This window comes from Thalassotalea loyana (assembly GCF_030161435.1).
Classification (GTDB): Bacteria; Pseudomonadota; Gammaproteobacteria; order Enterobacterales; family Alteromonadaceae; genus Thalassotalea_G; species Thalassotalea_G loyana.
The window spans coordinates 270,819-287,991 of record NZ_BSSV01000001.1; the positions used below are offsets into that span (position 1 = coordinate 270,819).

The 17,173-nt window shown below is 40.5% G+C and carries 16 protein-coding genes; 11 read left to right on the forward strand and 5 right to left on the reverse strand.

The window, feature by feature from the left end; all coding sequences use genetic code 11:
* Positions 1 to 78: 78 nt before the first annotated feature.
* On the reverse strand, positions 79 to 3,882 hold the full coding sequence (gene putA, locus QQK05_RS01190; protein WP_284295538.1) for a bifunctional proline dehydrogenase/L-glutamate gamma-semialdehyde dehydrogenase PutA: 3,804 nt from the start codon (positions 3,880 to 3,882) through the stop codon (positions 79 to 81).
* A gap of 147 nt (positions 3,883 to 4,029) precedes the next feature.
* On the opposite strand from putA, the gene QQK05_RS01195 reads away from it, so the two are divergent.
* From QQK05_RS01195 to QQK05_RS01215, 5 genes are all read left to right on the forward strand, one after another.
* Positions 4,030 to 4,506 (forward strand): winged helix-turn-helix transcriptional regulator, encoded by a 477-nt coding sequence (locus QQK05_RS01195; RefSeq protein WP_284296409.1) that lies wholly within the window; start codon positions 4,030 to 4,032, stop codon positions 4,504 to 4,506.
* A 91-nt stretch (positions 4,507 to 4,597) separates the two neighbouring features.
* Positions 4,598 to 6,241 (forward strand): M28 family metallopeptidase, encoded by a 1,644-nt coding sequence (locus QQK05_RS01200; protein WP_284295539.1) that lies wholly within the window; start codon positions 4,598 to 4,600, stop codon positions 6,239 to 6,241.
* A 131-nt stretch (positions 6,242 to 6,372) separates the two neighbouring features.
* Entirely contained in the window at positions 6,373 to 7,209 is an 837-nt protein-coding gene (locus QQK05_RS01205) for an HDOD domain-containing protein (protein ID WP_284295540.1), read from the forward strand.
* A gap of 294 nt (positions 7,210 to 7,503) precedes the next feature.
* On the forward strand, positions 7,504 to 8,928 hold the full coding sequence (locus QQK05_RS01210) for a sodium-dependent transporter (RefSeq protein WP_284295541.1): 1,425 nt from the start codon (positions 7,504 to 7,506) through the stop codon (positions 8,926 to 8,928).
* 67 nt (positions 8,929 to 8,995) lie between these two features.
* Positions 8,996 to 9,880 carry a class I SAM-dependent methyltransferase gene (locus QQK05_RS01215; protein WP_284295542.1) on the forward strand — a complete coding sequence of 295 codons (885 nt, stop codon included), beginning with the start codon at positions 8,996 to 8,998 and terminating at the stop codon, positions 9,878 to 9,880.
* A gap of 1 nt (position 9,881) precedes the next feature.
* Here QQK05_RS01215 and QQK05_RS01220 read toward each other — a convergent pair whose 3' ends face one another.
* Together QQK05_RS01220 and QQK05_RS01225 are read right to left on the reverse strand one after the other, a co-directional pair.
* Positions 9,882 to 10,490, reverse strand: coding sequence for a LysE family translocator (locus QQK05_RS01220; RefSeq protein WP_284295543.1), 609 nt, complete (start codon positions 10,488 to 10,490; stop codon positions 9,882 to 9,884).
* Between the two features lie 20 nt (positions 10,491 to 10,510).
* Entirely contained in the window at positions 10,511 to 11,362 is an 852-nt protein-coding gene (locus QQK05_RS01225) for a DNA ligase (RefSeq protein WP_284295545.1), read from the reverse strand.
* A gap of 100 nt (positions 11,363 to 11,462) precedes the next feature.
* Between QQK05_RS01225 and QQK05_RS01230 the strand changes: the two genes are divergently transcribed.
* Complete coding sequence (locus tag QQK05_RS01230) at positions 11,463 to 11,948, forward strand: hypothetical protein (RefSeq protein ID WP_284295547.1); 486 nt, start codon at positions 11,463 to 11,465, stop codon at positions 11,946 to 11,948.
* 129 nt (positions 11,949 to 12,077) lie between these two features.
* Positions 12,078 to 12,299 carry a PGPGW domain-containing protein gene (locus QQK05_RS01235; protein WP_284295548.1) on the forward strand — a complete coding sequence of 74 codons (222 nt, stop codon included), beginning with the start codon at positions 12,078 to 12,080 and terminating at the stop codon, positions 12,297 to 12,299.
* Positions 12,300 to 12,340: 41 nt separating this feature from the next.
* On the opposite strand, the gene QQK05_RS01240 is transcribed toward QQK05_RS01235, so the two are convergent.
* Complete coding sequence (locus QQK05_RS01240; RefSeq protein WP_284295549.1) at positions 12,341 to 13,048, reverse strand: DUF3581 family protein; 708 nt, start codon at positions 13,046 to 13,048, stop codon at positions 12,341 to 12,343.
* Between the two features lie 91 nt (positions 13,049 to 13,139).
* A complete protein-coding gene (locus QQK05_RS01245; protein ID WP_284295550.1) occupies positions 13,140 to 13,415 on the reverse strand; it encodes a GIY-YIG nuclease family protein in 276 nt (91 codons plus the stop codon).
* A gap of 102 nt (positions 13,416 to 13,517) precedes the next feature.
* Between QQK05_RS01245 and QQK05_RS01250 the strand changes: the two genes are divergently transcribed.
* The 4 genes from QQK05_RS01250 (at position 13,518) to QQK05_RS01265 (ending at position 17,100) form a co-directional block, all read left to right on the forward strand.
* Positions 13,518 to 14,345 (forward strand): DUF2797 domain-containing protein, encoded by an 828-nt coding sequence (locus QQK05_RS01250; protein WP_284295551.1) that lies wholly within the window; start codon positions 13,518 to 13,520, stop codon positions 14,343 to 14,345.
* Between the two features lie 83 nt (positions 14,346 to 14,428).
* A complete protein-coding gene (locus QQK05_RS01255; protein ID WP_284295552.1) occupies positions 14,429 to 15,289 on the forward strand; it encodes an HDOD domain-containing protein in 861 nt (286 codons plus the stop codon).
* Between the two features lie 210 nt (positions 15,290 to 15,499).
* Positions 15,500 to 15,838 (forward strand): P-II family nitrogen regulator, encoded by a 339-nt coding sequence (gene glnK / locus QQK05_RS01260; protein ID WP_284295553.1) that lies wholly within the window; start codon positions 15,500 to 15,502, stop codon positions 15,836 to 15,838.
* 17 nt (positions 15,839 to 15,855) lie between these two features.
* A complete protein-coding gene (locus QQK05_RS01265) occupies positions 15,856 to 17,100 on the forward strand; it encodes an ammonium transporter (protein ID WP_284295554.1) in 1,245 nt (414 codons plus the stop codon).
* Positions 17,101 to 17,173: the final 73 nt, after the last annotated feature.

Below are 17,173 nucleotides of genomic sequence, written 5' to 3' on the forward strand. Positions count from 1 at the left end.
GAGTGTAGCCAGACAAACTGGAGGCCAAACTACAAAGCGTATGGTATACACTCGCTTGTAGCTTGGTAATACCTAATGTTATGCAACGTTAGATTCCATTGTCATCAGCGATGCATTACCACCAGCGGCTGTTGTATCAATGGTAATCGTTTTCTCAGTCACTAAACGATGTACTAATCCATGATTTGTATACGCAGTGATGAGTGGCAAAATAGCGCCTGAACGAGCAGCAACAGCTTCACCAGCAAATGGCTTTAACTTAGAGCTATTATCTACTACTGCACCTGCTAGTTCAGGGGCAGCTAAAATATTAGCAACCTGGTTTAGCTCAACGACGTCAAATGCGCCTTGAGTAATGCCAATCTGCTTCAATAACTTCGCGATTGCTAGTGTTTCTTTTGTGAAGCTAGGTTCTACCACGGCGATTACACAGTTACCCGTTGCTAATGCACTGATTAATGACGTTAACCAGAAGGCAAAAGGTGTATCTTTGCAGCGTAAACAAGCTAATGTGCCACGTGCTTCTAAGTGCAACGTGTTAGACTCACCGGTAGGCCCTGGTAGTTGTGTTGGATTAGCGAGTGTTTTCTCGATAAAGGCTAATTGCTCCTGACTGTCCTTTAACGCAACTTCAATATCTTGCTCTTGCGCCAAAATTACTTTGTTTGACGCAAGCTGTGCTAATAGTTGACGTAAAATCGATGTACGATCGTTGAGTGAACTAAATTGCCAAGCCAACTCTGCGTGTTTAGCTTGATTCACCATCGCCCATGTCTTACTGGCGCTCGTTTGGTCAATTTGGAACAATTCACGTAGTTGCGCTTTCTCTTCGTCACTCATGGTCACATCGACTGAAGGCATGTTGTCTTTAACTAGGCGAGTTAAATACATTGGGCCACCAGCTTTTGGACCCGTACCAGATAGGCCGCGACCACCAAATGGTTGAACACCAACGACTGCACCAATCATGTTACGGTTAACATAAACATTACCTGCACGCGAGCGCGCTGCTAAATAGTGGCTCTTTGCTTCAATACGCGTGTGGATACCCATTGTTAAACCAAAACCGGTGCCGTTGATTTGCTCAATGACTTGCTCTAATTCATGAGCTTGGTAGCGAATAACGTGAACACATGGACCAAAAACTTCTTTTTTCAGCACTGATAAGTTATCAATTTCGTATAAGCGTGGTACAAAGAAGTTGTGATCAATGTCGTCAGCCAGTTTTGGTGCATCGCAGGCATAGTGCAATGTACCACGAGACTTCAAGTACTCAACGTGCTCGTTAAGTGCGCCAAGCGCTTTTTTGTCGATAACTGGACCAACATCCGTAGAGAAGAATGCAGGGTCACCAACGGTTAATTCAGCCATTGCGCCTTTGATCATCTCAATGATTTTATCGGCAACGTCGTCTTGTAAGAACAATACACGTAATGCAGAGCATCGTTGACCAGCACTTTGGAATCCTGATGCAACTACGTCATCAACGACTTGCTCCGGAAGGGCTGTTGAGTCAACTACCATACAGTTTTGACCACCTGTTTCAGCAATAAGTGGTACAGGATCACCATGACGTTCAGCAAGTTTACGTGAAATCCAGCTACCCGTTTCTGTTGAACCGGTAAACATCACTGCTTGAATGCGTTCGTCAGGTACAATGTTTTCACCAACAACACGGCCACGAGCAATAACAGGCTCAACAACACCGTCTGGTAAACCAACTTCTTTCATTAGCTCTATTGTACGAAGCGCTACTAAGCTGGTTTGTTCTGCTGGTTTTGCAACAACGGTGTTACCTACAACGATCGCTGCAGCAACTTGGCCTAAGAAAATTGCTAATGGGAAGTTCCAGGGGCTGATACACAAGACGACACCACGTGAGCTGAATTTGTCATCACACATTAGTTCTTGCGCTTTTGCCGCATAGTAACGACAAAAATCAACAGCTTCGCGTACTTCGGCAACACCATCTGGCATTGTTTTACCCGCTTCTTTGGTACAAAGCGCCATTAACTCATCGATATGCTCTTCAAGCTTGTCGGCTGTTTTGTTGAGGATTTCAGCACGCTGCGCAACGGATGTTGTTGACCAAGAGGCAAATGCATTGTCAGCACGCTCAACAATAGCTTTCATTTCTTGCTCATCAGCGTGTTCAATGTAGCCAATAATTTCGCCATTATTCGCTGGATTAGTAACTGGTTCTGCACCATCTACAGCTGTAGTTGCAAGTAATTTTTCAACCGTAGCGCTCATGTTGTCACGCATTTTTGTAACAGCATCAACGTCGGTTAAATCAATACCTTTTGAGTTATTACGTTCAGCGCCGTATAGCTCAATTGATTGTGGAATTTGTGGATTGTATTTGTTAACCCAAGCTTTCACTGTATCAACCGGATCGGCCAGCAATGATTCTACTGGAATTGTCTCGTCAACGATGTTGTTTACGAATGAACTATTCGCGCCATTTTCAAGTAAACGACGAACTAAATAGGCAAGTAAGTCAGAGTGTTCACCTACTGGTGCGTATACACGACAAGGCACATTTTTGCCTGTAACGACTTGGTCGAATAAAGATTCACCCATGCCGTGCAATCGTTGGAACTCAAAGCCTTTAAGTTCTTTAGCCATTTCTAAAATGGTTGCGACTGTATATGCATTGTGAGTAGCAAATTGAGGGTAAATGGTATCGCGGTAGCTAAGCAGTTTTTTAGCACATGCTTGATACGATACGTCAGTCGATGGTTTACGTGAAAATACAGGGAAATCATTATAACCTTCAACTTGGCTATCTTTAATTTCACTATCCCAGTATGCACCTTTAACTAAGCGCACCATCATTTGGCGGCCAACTTTTTGCGTTAGCTCTCGAACCCATTCGATAACAAACAAACCACGCTTCTGGTAGGCTTGAACAGCGATACCAAAACCGTCCCAACCATCTAAATCGTTGTCGGTAAATACTGCTTCAATGATGTCTAATGAAATGTCTAAACGGTTTGCTTCTTCTGCGTCAACGGTAAACCCGATGTTGTATGCTTTAGCGGCTAACGCAAGTTTCTTTAAACGAGGAATTAATTCATTGATAACACGCTCACGGTGTGAGAATTCGTATTTCGGGTGAATGGCAGAAAGCTTGATTGAAATACCTGGGCTCTTCTGCGGGCCTTTATTATTCGCTGCGCGACCAATCGCATCGATTGCCGTCATGTAGCTGTCGAAGTATCGATCAGCATCTTTCATGGTACGTGCACCCTCGCCAAGCATATCGTATGAATATGTATAACCTTTGGCTTCTGTTTCACGAGCACGTTCGATGGCACCGTCAATGTTGTGGCCCATAACAAATTGCGTTCCCATGATTTTCATGGCAAAACGAACCGCTTTACGGATCACTGGCTCACCTAAGCGACCAACAGTGCGTTTAAGTAAGTTAAATTGCTCTTTTTTCTTATTGTCAGAATAGTTAACTAACTTACCTGTGAAGAGTAAACCCCAAGAAGATGCGTTTACGAATAATGAATCACTATTGCCAATATGAGAGCTCCAGTCTCCATTGGCTAGTTTGTCGCGAATTAAGCTATCTGCGGTTGTCTTATCTGGCACACGAAGAAGCGCTTCAGCCAAACACATCAACACAACACCTTCTTCTGTTGAAAGTGAGAACTCATTTAACAGCGCATCAACGCCGCCTTTACCAACTTGATCTATACGAATGTTCTCTACCAAGATTCGAGCGTAATCCCATGCTCTTGATTTTGCATCAACTGAAATTTCTGCAATAGGTAGTAAATTTTCAAGTACTTTGTTTTCGTCAGCGCGGTAGTGATCGCGAATCGTCTGACGAATTTGGCTAGTTGCCGTTAATGAACCTTCAAATAACATAAGTTTACCTGTTTTTTGTGCAATTAAGCGTAAAAAATTGATACCGCATTTTAATGAATAAGATACAGAATGTGTTGGCGAAATATGTATTTATACGATATTTTGTATGGTGAAATTTTTAAATGGCCATATAAAATACTAAAACTAATGAATGATAAAACTCGCCCACTCGATCGTATCGATCTAACAATTTTAGACACTCTGCAAAAAGATGGCCGAATTTCTAACGTAGATTTGGCAAAAAAAGTGAACCTCAGCCCAAGTCCGTGCTTGGAACGTGTGAAACGTTTAGAAAGTGACGGATATATCGAGCGTTACGGTGCGTATCTGTCGGCAGATAAACTCAAATACGGTATGTCTGCCTTTATACAGGTCACCCTTGATAGAACAACAGGGGATGTATTTAATCAATTCCGTGATGAAGTGGTTAAAATAAAGGAAGTGGCTGAATGTCATATGGTTGCTGGTGGTTTCGATTACCTATTGAAGCTCAGGTTTGAAAATATGGCCGCTTATCGTGTGGTATTAGGTATTATTGTAGAATTGCCAGCCGTCTCTCAAACTCATACTTATGTTGTGATGGAAGAGATAAAACAAGATTTAGGTGTACCCGTTATAGATTAACGAGAGCCTGTTGCACAATTCTTGGCTAATACTGGCGTTTTGAACTCGGCAAAGATATAGTGCACAAGATTACCTTAGGAACAAAAATAAGATGCATAAAAGAACACTGTTCGCTGCGACATTTGCAGCCCTCTTCTCCTTAACTGCTTGCACTGAAAAAGCAACTGAAACACAGCAAAACGAAGTTAACCCAGAAAATATAAAAGCACACATTGCTTTCTTGGCTGACGACACTTTGAAAGGTCGTGATACAGGTAGTGATGGCTACCAAATTGCCGCGAATTATGTGAAATCACACTTTAAACAAATGGGCTTAAAGCCACGTGGTGAGTTCGACGGTTTTGAGCAACAAGTTACCTTCCGAAAAGCCTATCTACAGGCTGATTCGGCAAAAATGATTGTTGAAAATGAAGGTCAAACGACTGAAATTACCATGCCGGATCAGTTTTTTACTTCTGGCTCGGCGCTTTTCACTGATTCAAGTGTAACAGCAGATACTGTATTCGTCGGTTACGGTGTTGTTTCTGAAGACTTTGGTTATAACGATTATCAAGGTTTAGACGTCAAAGGGAAAATTGTGGTTGCCTTAACGGGACGTCCTGCGGATCTGCCGTCTGAAGAAGGTGCTCATATTGGTTCTGGTAGTGAAAAAGCGCGTCATGCTGCAGAGCGTGGCGCTGTGGGTTACATCACTTTACATTCACCAAAGCGCGATAAAGTACGTCCTTTTGCAACGTCGGCAAAGTACGCCAATGGCCCTCGTTATAGTTGGTTAGATAATAACGGCAAACCTTACGGTAAATATGAAGAAATTAAAGGCGGTGGATATTTACATTTCGATCACGCAAACGCATTGTTTGCTGGTGCAGAAAAAACGGCTGAGCAAATTTTTGCTGCTGATTCTGCTGATGAAAAAATAAAAGGTTTCGCATTAAATGCAAAGGTGACCTTGGCTGCCAAATCACGTCATGAAGAAATTACTAGCCCAAATATTATTGCCGTGCTTGAGGGAAGTGATCCTAAGCTAAAAGATGAATTTGTTGTTTTTAGTGCTCACCTAGATCATATCGGCATGTCGACTCACGGTGATCATGAAGACAAAATTAATAATGGTGCATTAGACAATGCTTCGGGTGTGAGTATCTTATTAGAAACGGCGCGTATGCTAACGTTACAAAAGCAAAAACCTAAGCGCTCTGTTTTATTTGTTGTCGTGACAGGGGAAGAAAAAGGTTTATTGGGTTCAAGTTACTTCGCCCAAAACCCTACAGTACCTGTGATGAATATGGTGGCAAATGTGAACTTAGACATGCCACTTATTTTATACCCATTTGCTGACGTTATTGCGTTTGGTTCAACACATTCAACGTTAGGTCCTATTGTGGAAAAGGCAGCAGGTAAAATTGATATTAGTTTAAGTGAAGACCCTATGCCGGAACAGGCTTTGTTTACGCGTAGCGATCACTACAGCTTTGTAAAAGCGGGTATTCCTTCAGTCTTTTTGATGACAGGTTTTAAGTCTAAAGATCCTAATGTCAATGGTGGTGAAATTTTCAGAGACTTCCTGAAAAATCATTATCACCAACACAGTGATGAAACTGACCTACCAATTCGCTACGACGTCGCTGCTGAGTTTGCGAAAGTAAATATGATGATTGGTTTAGAAATCGCGAACCAAGAAGAAAAGCCAAAATGGAATGAAGGTGACTTCTTCGGTAAGACATTTGCTCAATAATCTTAAATGAGCGTCAAAAAAAGCGTTTAGTTTAACTAAGCGCTTTTTTTATATAAGAAATTTATGAAAACTGACTTTGATTGAATACCTCTTCAAGATACACTGAAGAAAAACGTTCAGAGAAAATAATAATGAATGCGCACCAATACGCTGAACAGGCAAATGGTTCTTTTGCTTTGCCTGATGCTTGCTTTAAAGTTAAAGCATTAATGGAAGACGAATCATCCACTATTGAAGATTTTGCTAATGTCATTAGTGTCGATCCTTCAATGACCTCGAGACTATTAAAAATTGCTAATAGTGCGGTTTATAGTTTTAGTGGTGAAATTAGTACGATTTCTAGAGCCATCACCATTATCGGTACGCAAGCAATCTATAACATGATGTTAGTTGATGTTGCAGCAAGCGCATTTAAGCACTTTGAAAATCAAGCGATAGACTTAAAACGCTTTTGGCGAAGCTCTGTTTACTGTGCATTGGTCTCAAAGAACCTCGCAGTAAAAGCGGGTATTCGAGATATAGAACGTTTATTTGTCGCAGGGTTATTGCAGAATTTCGGCGAATTGATTGTTGCTAAAGAAAACCCGGATATCGCTAAAAAAGCAGAAAAATACATTGAAAAAGCACTGCCTTGGGCAATTCAACGTCATTACCTTGGCTTTACTTATACAGATATTACGGCTGAGCTTTTGTCGATGTGGCAAATCCCAGAGAAAATTATTTTACCTGTGCGCCATTTTAATCAAGCCAAAGATATTCAAATTAATAAAGATGTTAAGGTGCTTTACCTTGCATCTCGGTTAGCATTAGTTGACAGTCATCCCGATCTATACCCTTATGATGATACCGTCGATGAGCAAATGTGTAAGGCACTTGGTGTCACGAATGATGACCTGAACCAAGCCGCGGAATATGCATCGAATGAAGCCGAAGAAATCCTAAATATTATGAACGCGAAGTTTTTTTAATTTAAGGTTTTACGGCATTTTTGAAAGTGGTAACAATGAACTTTGTTACCACTTTTTTGTTACAAAAGTATTTAATTCATTTGTAAAAAGTACTTTGAATTCAATGGTGTTTGTAAACTATTTGTGTCAATTGCACCGAAATCTATACAGTTTGCTTATTAACTATACAGTTAGGGGGCAGACAGGGCTTGAAATCCTTGCTAGAGTCATTGACCACTAAAATAATGCGAGGTGTGAGATCAGACAACATGATCAAAACACCCAATATAATAATTATTACATCGAAGGAAATTTATGAGCGCAAACAGAGAACATTTTAGCTCGCGCATTGGCTTTATATTAGCTGCTGCCGGCTCAGCTGTAGGTATCGGTAATCTGGTTGGCTTTCCCGTCAATGCAGCAAAAAATGGCGGTGGTGCATTTTTACTTATCTACGCAATTTTCGTCTTTTTAATTTGTTTACCTGTCATGATGGCTGAAATGGCCATGGGTCGTAAGTCACAAAAAGAGCCTGTGGGTGCGTTTACCTTTTTAGGTGGTGAAAGTAAGTTATGGTCATTTGCCGGTTTATTAGGGGTTATTACACCCTTTATGATTGGTGTGTTCTACATGGTGATCACCGTGTGGTTATTTGGTTACCTTGTCATGATTCTCGGTGGCAATCTCGATTATCTTGCCGACCCATCGTCGTTCGGTACATTTATTAACAGTGGTTGGGTATTCTTAGCGTTAATTGTTGTTGCCGGTATCGTTAATTTTATCTTATTAGCAGGGGTAAAAGACGGTATTGAAAAAGCGGCAAAAATACTGATGCCTTCGTTATTCATTATGTTAGTAGCGTTAGTGATTTTTGTGTTATTCCAAGACAACGCAATGGCAGGTGTTGAGTTTTTCGTCATTCCAGAGTTTGACAAAATTACACCGTCGGTTGTTAACGGCGCTTTATCTCAGGCATTCTTCTCGCTGTCACTCGGTATGGGTATTTTAATAACCTACGGTTCATATATTGATAAGCGTACCGATATTGTAGGTTCAGCAAAATTAGTCGCTATTACTGATACCGCAGTAGCGTTTACTGCAGGCCTAATGATTTTACCAGCCGTGTTTTCATTTAACCCTGATGTTAATCCAACTGAATTAAGTGATAGCTCTGTATCATTGATTTTCACTTTCTTACCGAAAATTTTCCTCGCGTTACAAGTATCGATTGGTTATGTAGGCGCAAGCATTGTTGCCGGTGCGTTTTTCTTATTGGTTTTCTTTGCGGCGATTACATCATTAGTATCGATTATTGAAGTGCCGGTTTCGTATCTTGTTACAGAGAAGAAGTTCACACGTAAGAAGTCTTTAATCGCGTTGTTGGCGACAGCGGGTATTTTAACGTTATTCGCAACGGTTTCTTTTGGCATGGTGGCATTCTTTACCGAGTTTGTGAGTTACGCTGGCGCTCCTAAGTCATTTTTTGACGTAATTTACGATATTTTTTACGACACAATTCTGCCGTTAAATGGTCTTCTCGTGTGTCTATTTGTTAGTTACCGTTGGAAGCAAAAGAAGTTAAGCGAAGAATTAGCGGAAGGTGGAAATAACTATATTGGTTCCTTAAGTGAAAAGTACATTAACTTTGCGCTAAGTACATTTATTCCTGTGATTTTACTGGGTATCTTTTTAAATACCGTAGCAGTGAAATTCTTTGGTATGAGCTTATTTGGTTTTTAAAAATAACTAACTGAATTGAAAGCCGTGCAGTGTTATCATTGCGCGGCTTTTTTATTGGAACCGATATATGATTGAATTTATCCGTTGGCATGATTTGTCACAAGCTCAGCGCCTTTTTCATGGCAGAGGACACGCGTATAAGGGCTATGAGCACATCTGTGTTGATTGGTTCCCTCCTGTCGCGTTGATTACGCTTTATAAAGAGGAAGAGGGCACCTTTGTCGAATCTTTGGCTAATTGGCTAAACGAAAACATTGAAACCTGCCAATCTGTTCAAGTTCAATATCGTTGTCGAGAAAAAGCACCGCAGGAAGTCATCATTGGAGAAAGCATTGACGAAACAGTCGTTGATGAGAACACGAGAAAGTATCAAATTCGTTTTGGCCGCTCGCAAAATCATGGGCTGTTTCTTGATATGATAAACGGTCGCGATTGGCTTCAAGCTCGCGCCAAAGATAAGAAAGTATTAAACCTCTTCTCCTATACTTGTGCATTCTCAGTGGCAGCAATTGCTGGCGGTGCGAATGAGGTTGTAAACGTCGATTTATCAAAGGCATCACTGTCAGTTGGTCGAGAAAATCATAAGCTTAATCAACATGACTTAACCAAGGTAAAGTTTCAAGGCATTGATATTTTCAAATCGTTTGGTCGACTAAAAAAATTGGGGCCTTTCGATATTTCGGTCTGCGATCCACCTTCATTTCAAAAAGGTAGCGTTAATATTCAACGCGATTATGGCAAAATCATCCGGAGAATTCCTGATTTTATGAAGCCTGGTGCCGATCTCTTATTGTGTTTGAATTCACCTGATTTAGATGAAGAATTCTTGAAAGCGCAGGTGGCTGAATATTGCCCGGCATGTCATTTTGTTGAGCAGCTTAAAAACCCCGATGTCTTCATAGAATCACATCAGGGCAAAGGCTTAAAAGTACTGCATTATCGCTTTGATTAGACTATTGAAGCACGACCCGAGCGGCTAAACTAATTAAGACAACGCCTGTTATTTTGTCGACGATATGACTATTGCGTTTTAGTTTTGTAATGATATTGCCACGCGTTAATGTAAACGTGACGAGGCAGTACCAAACTGCATCGATTAAGCCAACGGTGCTTGTCATGATGATTTTCTGTTCAAGGCTTGCATTTGCATCAATAAATTGACTGAATAACGCGATAAAAAAGATCGCTAATTTGGGGTTTAAAAACGCAATAAGAAAGCCATCTCGCCAGCCATTGACGTTGATGTCTGTTTCAATCGTTTCTTCGGTAACGGGTTGCTTACTGGCAAGTAATGCTTTGATACCAAGGTAAACCAAAAATGCTGCTCCGCCATACTGCAATACAGAAAACAGTATGGGTGAATTAACAATAAGTATACCTAAACCAGCGATACAGGCTGCTGCATAAATCGCTACGCCAATACCATGACTGATGGCGGTTGCATAACCTTGTTGGCCGCTACCGTTAATCGTGTTTTTGATCACTAATGCTAAACTTGGTCCCGGTGATAGCGCACCTAACATACAAACGACAACAAGTGACACCCACAAATGAAATTCCATGACTTACCTTTTTAATGCTTTTATTGCTGATTTGGAGAATCGATTAAACTGGCAAATCTTGGCATATCTTGACTTGTTTTTCCAAAGTATTTGTAGTGAATTTTCTGACCAATAGCGGGTGGGAATTTTCTTTGTTGAATTGATAGGCCTGAACCTATCTTGAAGGTTTTTCCTGAAGCGTTGACCACGATAAGAGCGCCTACCATATGTTGATATTTTCCAGTTCCTTGGGTGTAACCTTTAACAACAGCGGTATCGGTGTATACAGGCTTTAACTTGAATAAATGATTTACTCGTTTTGCTTCGTACATAGCTGTTGCTAAGTGCAGCATTAAACCCTCACCACCTTGGTCTATTACTTTTTGTAATTTGTCATTGAGTGCTGCGATGCTATTGACTTTTGACTGTTCAATGCATCTGATTGATGTTTTCCTATATGATTGACATATCGTCTGCATTGCATCGACACGTTCGGTGAAGGTGCCATTGTGTTTCGGTAGGTCAAAAATGTTGAAAGTGATGTGTTGCCAGCAGGGTTTAATATCTTTACTTCGAATACATCCACTTGTTTTATCAAAGGCACCACGCTCCCACCATAGTTCTCCGTCCAATGAAACCTCAGGCCAACCTGCGGTGAATTTCGTCGGTGCGATAATCTCATGACCATTTCGTGTCATTAGTTTACGTCCATCCCAGTAACCTCGTACGCCATCTAATTTCTCACTAATCAAATACGCATCAATATTTTCGATATATTTTGGTGCAGGCTTACCGTGCTGAAGTGGAAGTGGCTTAGCTGAGCTTGTGAATGAAATAAATACGATCAAGGTAAGGTAGGCCAATAAATTCGATGGGCCATATGTAAAGATCATGAGAACGCTCCTTGTTCTTATGTTTAAGCTGTACTAATACTTTAGGCGTTAATTCGCAATTTTGCTGAAAATTTTTAGTCAATAATTCAAGGATGAATTTATGAACAATGTGTTAGTTGGACTATGTCTACTATTTCTGAGTGGTGGGCTGAGTTTCCCTGTGTTAGCAAAAACGGCTTGTGATGGTGAAAAATCAAAACATCGAAGTTTACAACTTAAACTCCGTCAAGGAGGGAAGCCACAAAGTCTTGAAAGGCTCAGAGCAAGAGAGCGCAACGCTTGGCATAAGTGGTGGCAATGCCAGAATGGCAAGAAAAGTAAACCGAAGAAAAAGGGTAAGCTTCGCAAGCCAGTTATCGCTCAAAAGCCGAGAGAAGTAATCGACTCACCTCCAACGTTTATTGATAAGCGCGCGCTGTCAATAAAAGGTGCCTTTAGTGGGAAAAAACAACAAGCATGGTTAAATTACTATCGTAAGCCCGCACAATGTATCGCGCCGAAGTCTACCCAGACCTTCGCATACTGTATTGAGCATGCGAATAAACACAAAGATATATTCAGCCTGCAATATGATGAAAATCGCTAAAAAACTGTGTTTTTGACAAGTGTAAATTAGTTGAGCTTTTATAAGTCTATGTTTTTTTTGGTTTTATTTTTTTGGCTTGGTGTTTGCTGTAATTGTAACTAACTAAAACTAATACAAAGGGTAGAAGTAATGAAGAAAATTGCGATAACGGTAATCGGTGGCTTTTTAACATTTATTGGCGCCGTATTTATTCTGGTACCAGGACCTGCTTTTCTTTTCTTACCTATTGGCTTGGCTGTACTTAGTCTTGAATACCCACTTGCAAGACAATGGTTACGAAAAACTCAAAGGGTGATGCGGGACTCAGCACGAAAGCTTGATGAATGGATATATCGACTAAAAAGAAGGTAAAAAAAAGCAGGCATTAACGCCTGCTACAATTTAAGGATATTCTATTGTTGGTACGCACGTTTTATTTCTTTGTATTCGTCAACGACAGTACCCATGGTGTCGTTACAGTATGGGCGTAAACCACTTAGCATCATGTATTTTTTGCCATGACCAATAACTTTACCATTTGCAGTTAAATCAAAGGCTAAGCAAGCACTACCTCGTTTGCCATCGAGTGTTAACGTATTCTTATCCGTCACTAGTTCGATGTTATCACCTTCAAAACTCTCCAGCGCTAATGTCATGCGTTCATACATGACCATTGGTCGCGTTGGGTTAATCATCACTTGATGCTCTTCCATTAAGCTCACGAGTATATGAGGAAAAGTATGACCGGAAAACTCGACATAAGCTTTGGTTAGTTGATCAATAAACCCTTGATTAGTCGTTTTATCGCCTGAAGCATTCACGTGGAGATATTCTTTGTCATTATCATCTGTCACACACGCTGATTCTTCTATGGTGTTTGGAAAATTCAAAGCAATGTTGTCAGTAACCATACCACTAAACGTGAATTCCATTTGCTGATGCAAACCAGCTTTCGCTAACGTAATTGCGAATAATAAGTCGCCAGGGACACAAAAACGCTTCGCGTCGATATTGTGTATCGGGTTAAAGTCGTCTGCTATTTGCTTAGCAAAGCTGCTTGCTTGCTCGCGTGAAAAAATAACTTGTTCGTTATTTTGTGTATAAAACGGGGTAATCAACATGTAACTCTATAAAACTACTTAAACTGCTGAAAATTTTACCAGTAAAACGAACAATGACGAATAGAAAACACAGCCGACCAGTAAACAATGGTTACTTTTTTTCATCTTGGATAATTAGCGCTTCTTTAGCTTTTTTAGATAACTTTTTAACGGCATATTCTCGCTTTGCAGCGCTGGACTTATCAGGCATGGACTCGCTGTAAACAAGTGAAACAGGACGTCTCGGTCGTGTATATTTAGCGCCTTTTTTATCGTCATTGTTATGCTCATGGACACGCCGATTCAAATCGGTCGTAATGCCACCGTATAACGAATTGTCTGCACATCGAACAAAATAAACGAACCAACTTGAAGATTTATTAGACATCTAATTTTTTGTTTTTCAAATACTAGTGAAGCTTTCACGCTGGCTTAGCTTCAGATTTTTTCTTAAAATACCATATAACTTGGAGCTAAAGAAACACGAATTATGATAGGACCTGGACCTATAGCTAAGATGACCGCTTTACTCGGTAAAGAGGGTGACGTTCAATACAAACTGCCTATTGGTGATGAGTCGTTACCGTTAAATGATGTTATCGGCAGACAACTCACGCTAACTTTTCATGACAAGATCACCTGTAGCCATTGTGGTAAAAAGACCAAAAAGAGTTATTCACAAGGCTTTTGTTTTCCATGCATGCAAAAATTAGCAAAATGCGACATGTGTATTATGAAGCCGGAAACTTGCCATTTTGATCAAGGGACATGTAGAGAGCCAGAGTGGGGTGAGGCAAATTGCATGATTAAGCATTATGTTTATCTTGCGAATACTTCTGGCTTGAAGGTAGGTATTACCCGTCATACTCAAATACCTACACGTTGGATTGATCAAGGTGCTACACAAGCGTTACCAATTTTCGCCGTTAATACGCGATTACAATCTGGCTTAGTTGAAGTTGAATTGGCAAAGCATATTGCCGATAAAACAAACTGGCGCGCTATGCTCAAAGGGTCAGGCGAAACTGTTGACTTAAAGGCGAAGGCGAAAGAGTTGTTGCCGTTAATAAACGAAGCTATTACTGAACTGCGAGCTAAGTTCGGTGATGACGCCATCGAAATCCTTGATGAAAACGTGGTAGATTTATCGTTTCCAGTCACGGAATACCTGACAAAAATAAGTTCATTTAATTTTGATAAAACACCTCAGGTTTCAGGGGTATTAAAGGGAATAAAAGGTCAGTATTTGATCTTTGAAAATGGCGTTATTAATATGCGGAAATTTACTTCTTATCACGTTAGTGCAGAAGTCGATTGAAGACTCATTGATTATAGCTATACTTAAATTTGTTGGTGAATCAACTCCTTGTTTTATCTTTAGCGGATGAAACGCATATATGAATGTTTGAGGTAATATTAATGGATGCAAAGGCATATGCGGAACAAGCAAGTGAAATCTTTGTGTTGTCAGATTCGTTTATCAGAATAAAAGATCTAATAGATGATGAAGCATCGACGATAGATGATATTGCTGACGTCATATTACTTGATCCTGCGTTATCAGCGACCGTTCTAAAGTTAGCTAACAGTTCCTTTTTCAACTATCCCGGAAAGATCGACACAATTTCAAAAGCCGTGCTGGTGTTAGGCATTACTGAAGTCTATAACTTGGTGATCGCGCACTTTACAGCAAAAGCATTTGAATCGATTTCTGCGGATGCAGAATACTTGACGCAATTTTGGGAAAAAAGTGTTGATTGTGCATTAATTATCAAACAACTAGCATTGCAGCTCAACGTACCACGTGGCGAACGTTTGTTTATTCTTGGCTTATTGCATAACTTGGGTGAGCTTGTGGTGAAACAGATTTCGCCTGATAAAGTTGCCGATATTTATGAAGATCTTGAAATTTATCCTTGGTTACGTGAGCAGGAAACGTTAGGTTTTACGTTTGGCGAATGTACTGCTCATTTACTGCAATGCTGGCGCTTGCCAATCAGTCTTGTTGAACCGATAAAGCAGCAAGACAATCAAAGCGGCGATTACAGCATTAACGATGTTAACCTCCTATATGTTGCAAAGCGTGTGATGGCAAAGAACACCTTTTTTCCTAAAATGTTCTACCAAGAAGTCGTCAATGAAGAACTGTATGAAGGTATGGGTCTAGATAAAAAAGCGTTTGATGATGCGCTGAAAGTCTGTGATCTTGAGCGCTTTGACGTTCTTGCTATTTTAAATCCAGGTGCAGCAATGATTTATTAACCCGCTTTTTGCGATGTTTTAAAAGGTAGCTCAGGCTACCTTTTTTTGTGCCTAAAGTTTGTGCAAGCTCCGACTACCAGAGCACCAAAACAGTGCATCTTCACGGTCTTATCATTTCTCTTAAGTCTTAAGTTTATGTTTTTGTTTGTTTTTTATATCTGGCACAAGCTTTGTAACAAGTTATTAAAAAACACTTGTAGGGGAAATAACATGAAACTTGTCAGTGCGATCATAAAGCCATTTAAGCTTGATGATGTAAGAGAAGCCATCTCAGAAATTGGCGTCGAAGGTTTAACAGTGAGCGAAGTCAAAGGTTTCGGTCGCCAAAAAGGTCATACAGAGTTGTACCGCGGTGCAGAATACCAAGTCGACTTTTTACCAAAAGTAAAATTAGAAGTTGCTGTTAACTCAGACGTTGTCGAGCGTTTAGTTGAAGCAATTAGTAAAGCGGCTTACACCGGAAAAATTGGTGACGGTAAAATTTTCGTATACGACCTTCAACAAGCAGTACGTATTCGCACCGGCGAATTAGATACTCAAGCTATATAAGAATAAGGGGATAAAAAATGGAAGAGTTAGCAACAGTATCAACAACGGTGACGGAACTACGTTTCGCCCTAGATACGTTTTACTTTTTAATTTCGGGCGCATTAGTCATGTGGATGGCTGCAGGTTTCGCAATGCTTGAAGCTGGTTTAGTGCGTTCAAAAAACACAACTGAAATTTTAACAAAGAATATTTGTTTATATTCTATTGCCTGTGTGATGTTCTTACTTGTTGGTTACAACATCATGTACGTAGATAATGCTGAAGGTGGTATTATTCCGAGTCTTGGTGCATTAATCGGCACACAAGCAGCAGATGCTGATCACTCATTAGAATCAGATTTCTTCTTCCAAGTAGTGTTCGTAGCAACAGCGATGTCTATCGTATCTGGTGCGGTAGCTGAGCGTATGAAGTTATGGGCATTCTTGATTTTCACTGTTGTCTTAACTGGTTTTATCTACCCTCTTGAAGGTTACTGGACATGGGGCGGTGGCTTCCTTTCAGAAGCAGGTTTTAGTGACTTCGCTGGTTCTGGTATTGTTCATATGGCAGGTGCTGCAGCAGCATTAGCTGGTGTGTTATTACTTGGTGCTCGTAAAGGTAAATACGGTGAAAACGGTCAAGTATTCCCAATTCCTGGTTCAAACATGCCATTAGCAACATTAGGTACATTCATTTTATGGATGGGTTGGTTCGGTTTCAACGGTGGTTCTCAGTTAATGGTATCTGATGCTGAAAACGCGACTGCTGTTGGTAAAATCTTCCTAAATACAAACGCAGCGGCAGCAGCTGGTGCAGTAGCAGCATTACTATTAAACAAGGTTGTTTGGGGTAAAGCTGACTTAACGATGATCTTAAACGGTGCGTTAGCAGGCTTAGTCGCTATTACGGCTGACCCGCTTTCACCATCACCACTGTTTGCTTCTTTAATTGGCGCATTAGCAGGTGTATTAGTTGTATTCTCAATTGTTGGTTTCGACAAAGTTAAGATTGACGACCCAGTAGGTGCAATCTCTGTTCACGGTGTTGTTGGTTTCTTTGGTGTAATGATTGTTCCATTTAGCAACGCTGACGCTAGCTTTGGTAGCCAGTTATACGGTGCATTAGTTATTTTCGGTTGGGTGTTCGTAGCAAGTTTAGTTGTTTGGACAATCTTAAAGAAAACTATGGGTATCCGTGTAAGTGATGAAGATGAATACAACGGTGTTGATAAGTCAGACTGTGGTATTGAAGCTTACCCTGAGTTTGTTTCAGTAAACAGCTAATACTATTTAGTTTGTGAGAAAAAGCGGCTTCGGCCGCTTTTTTTGTATTTGAACCTAGATTATTTGTGAAATA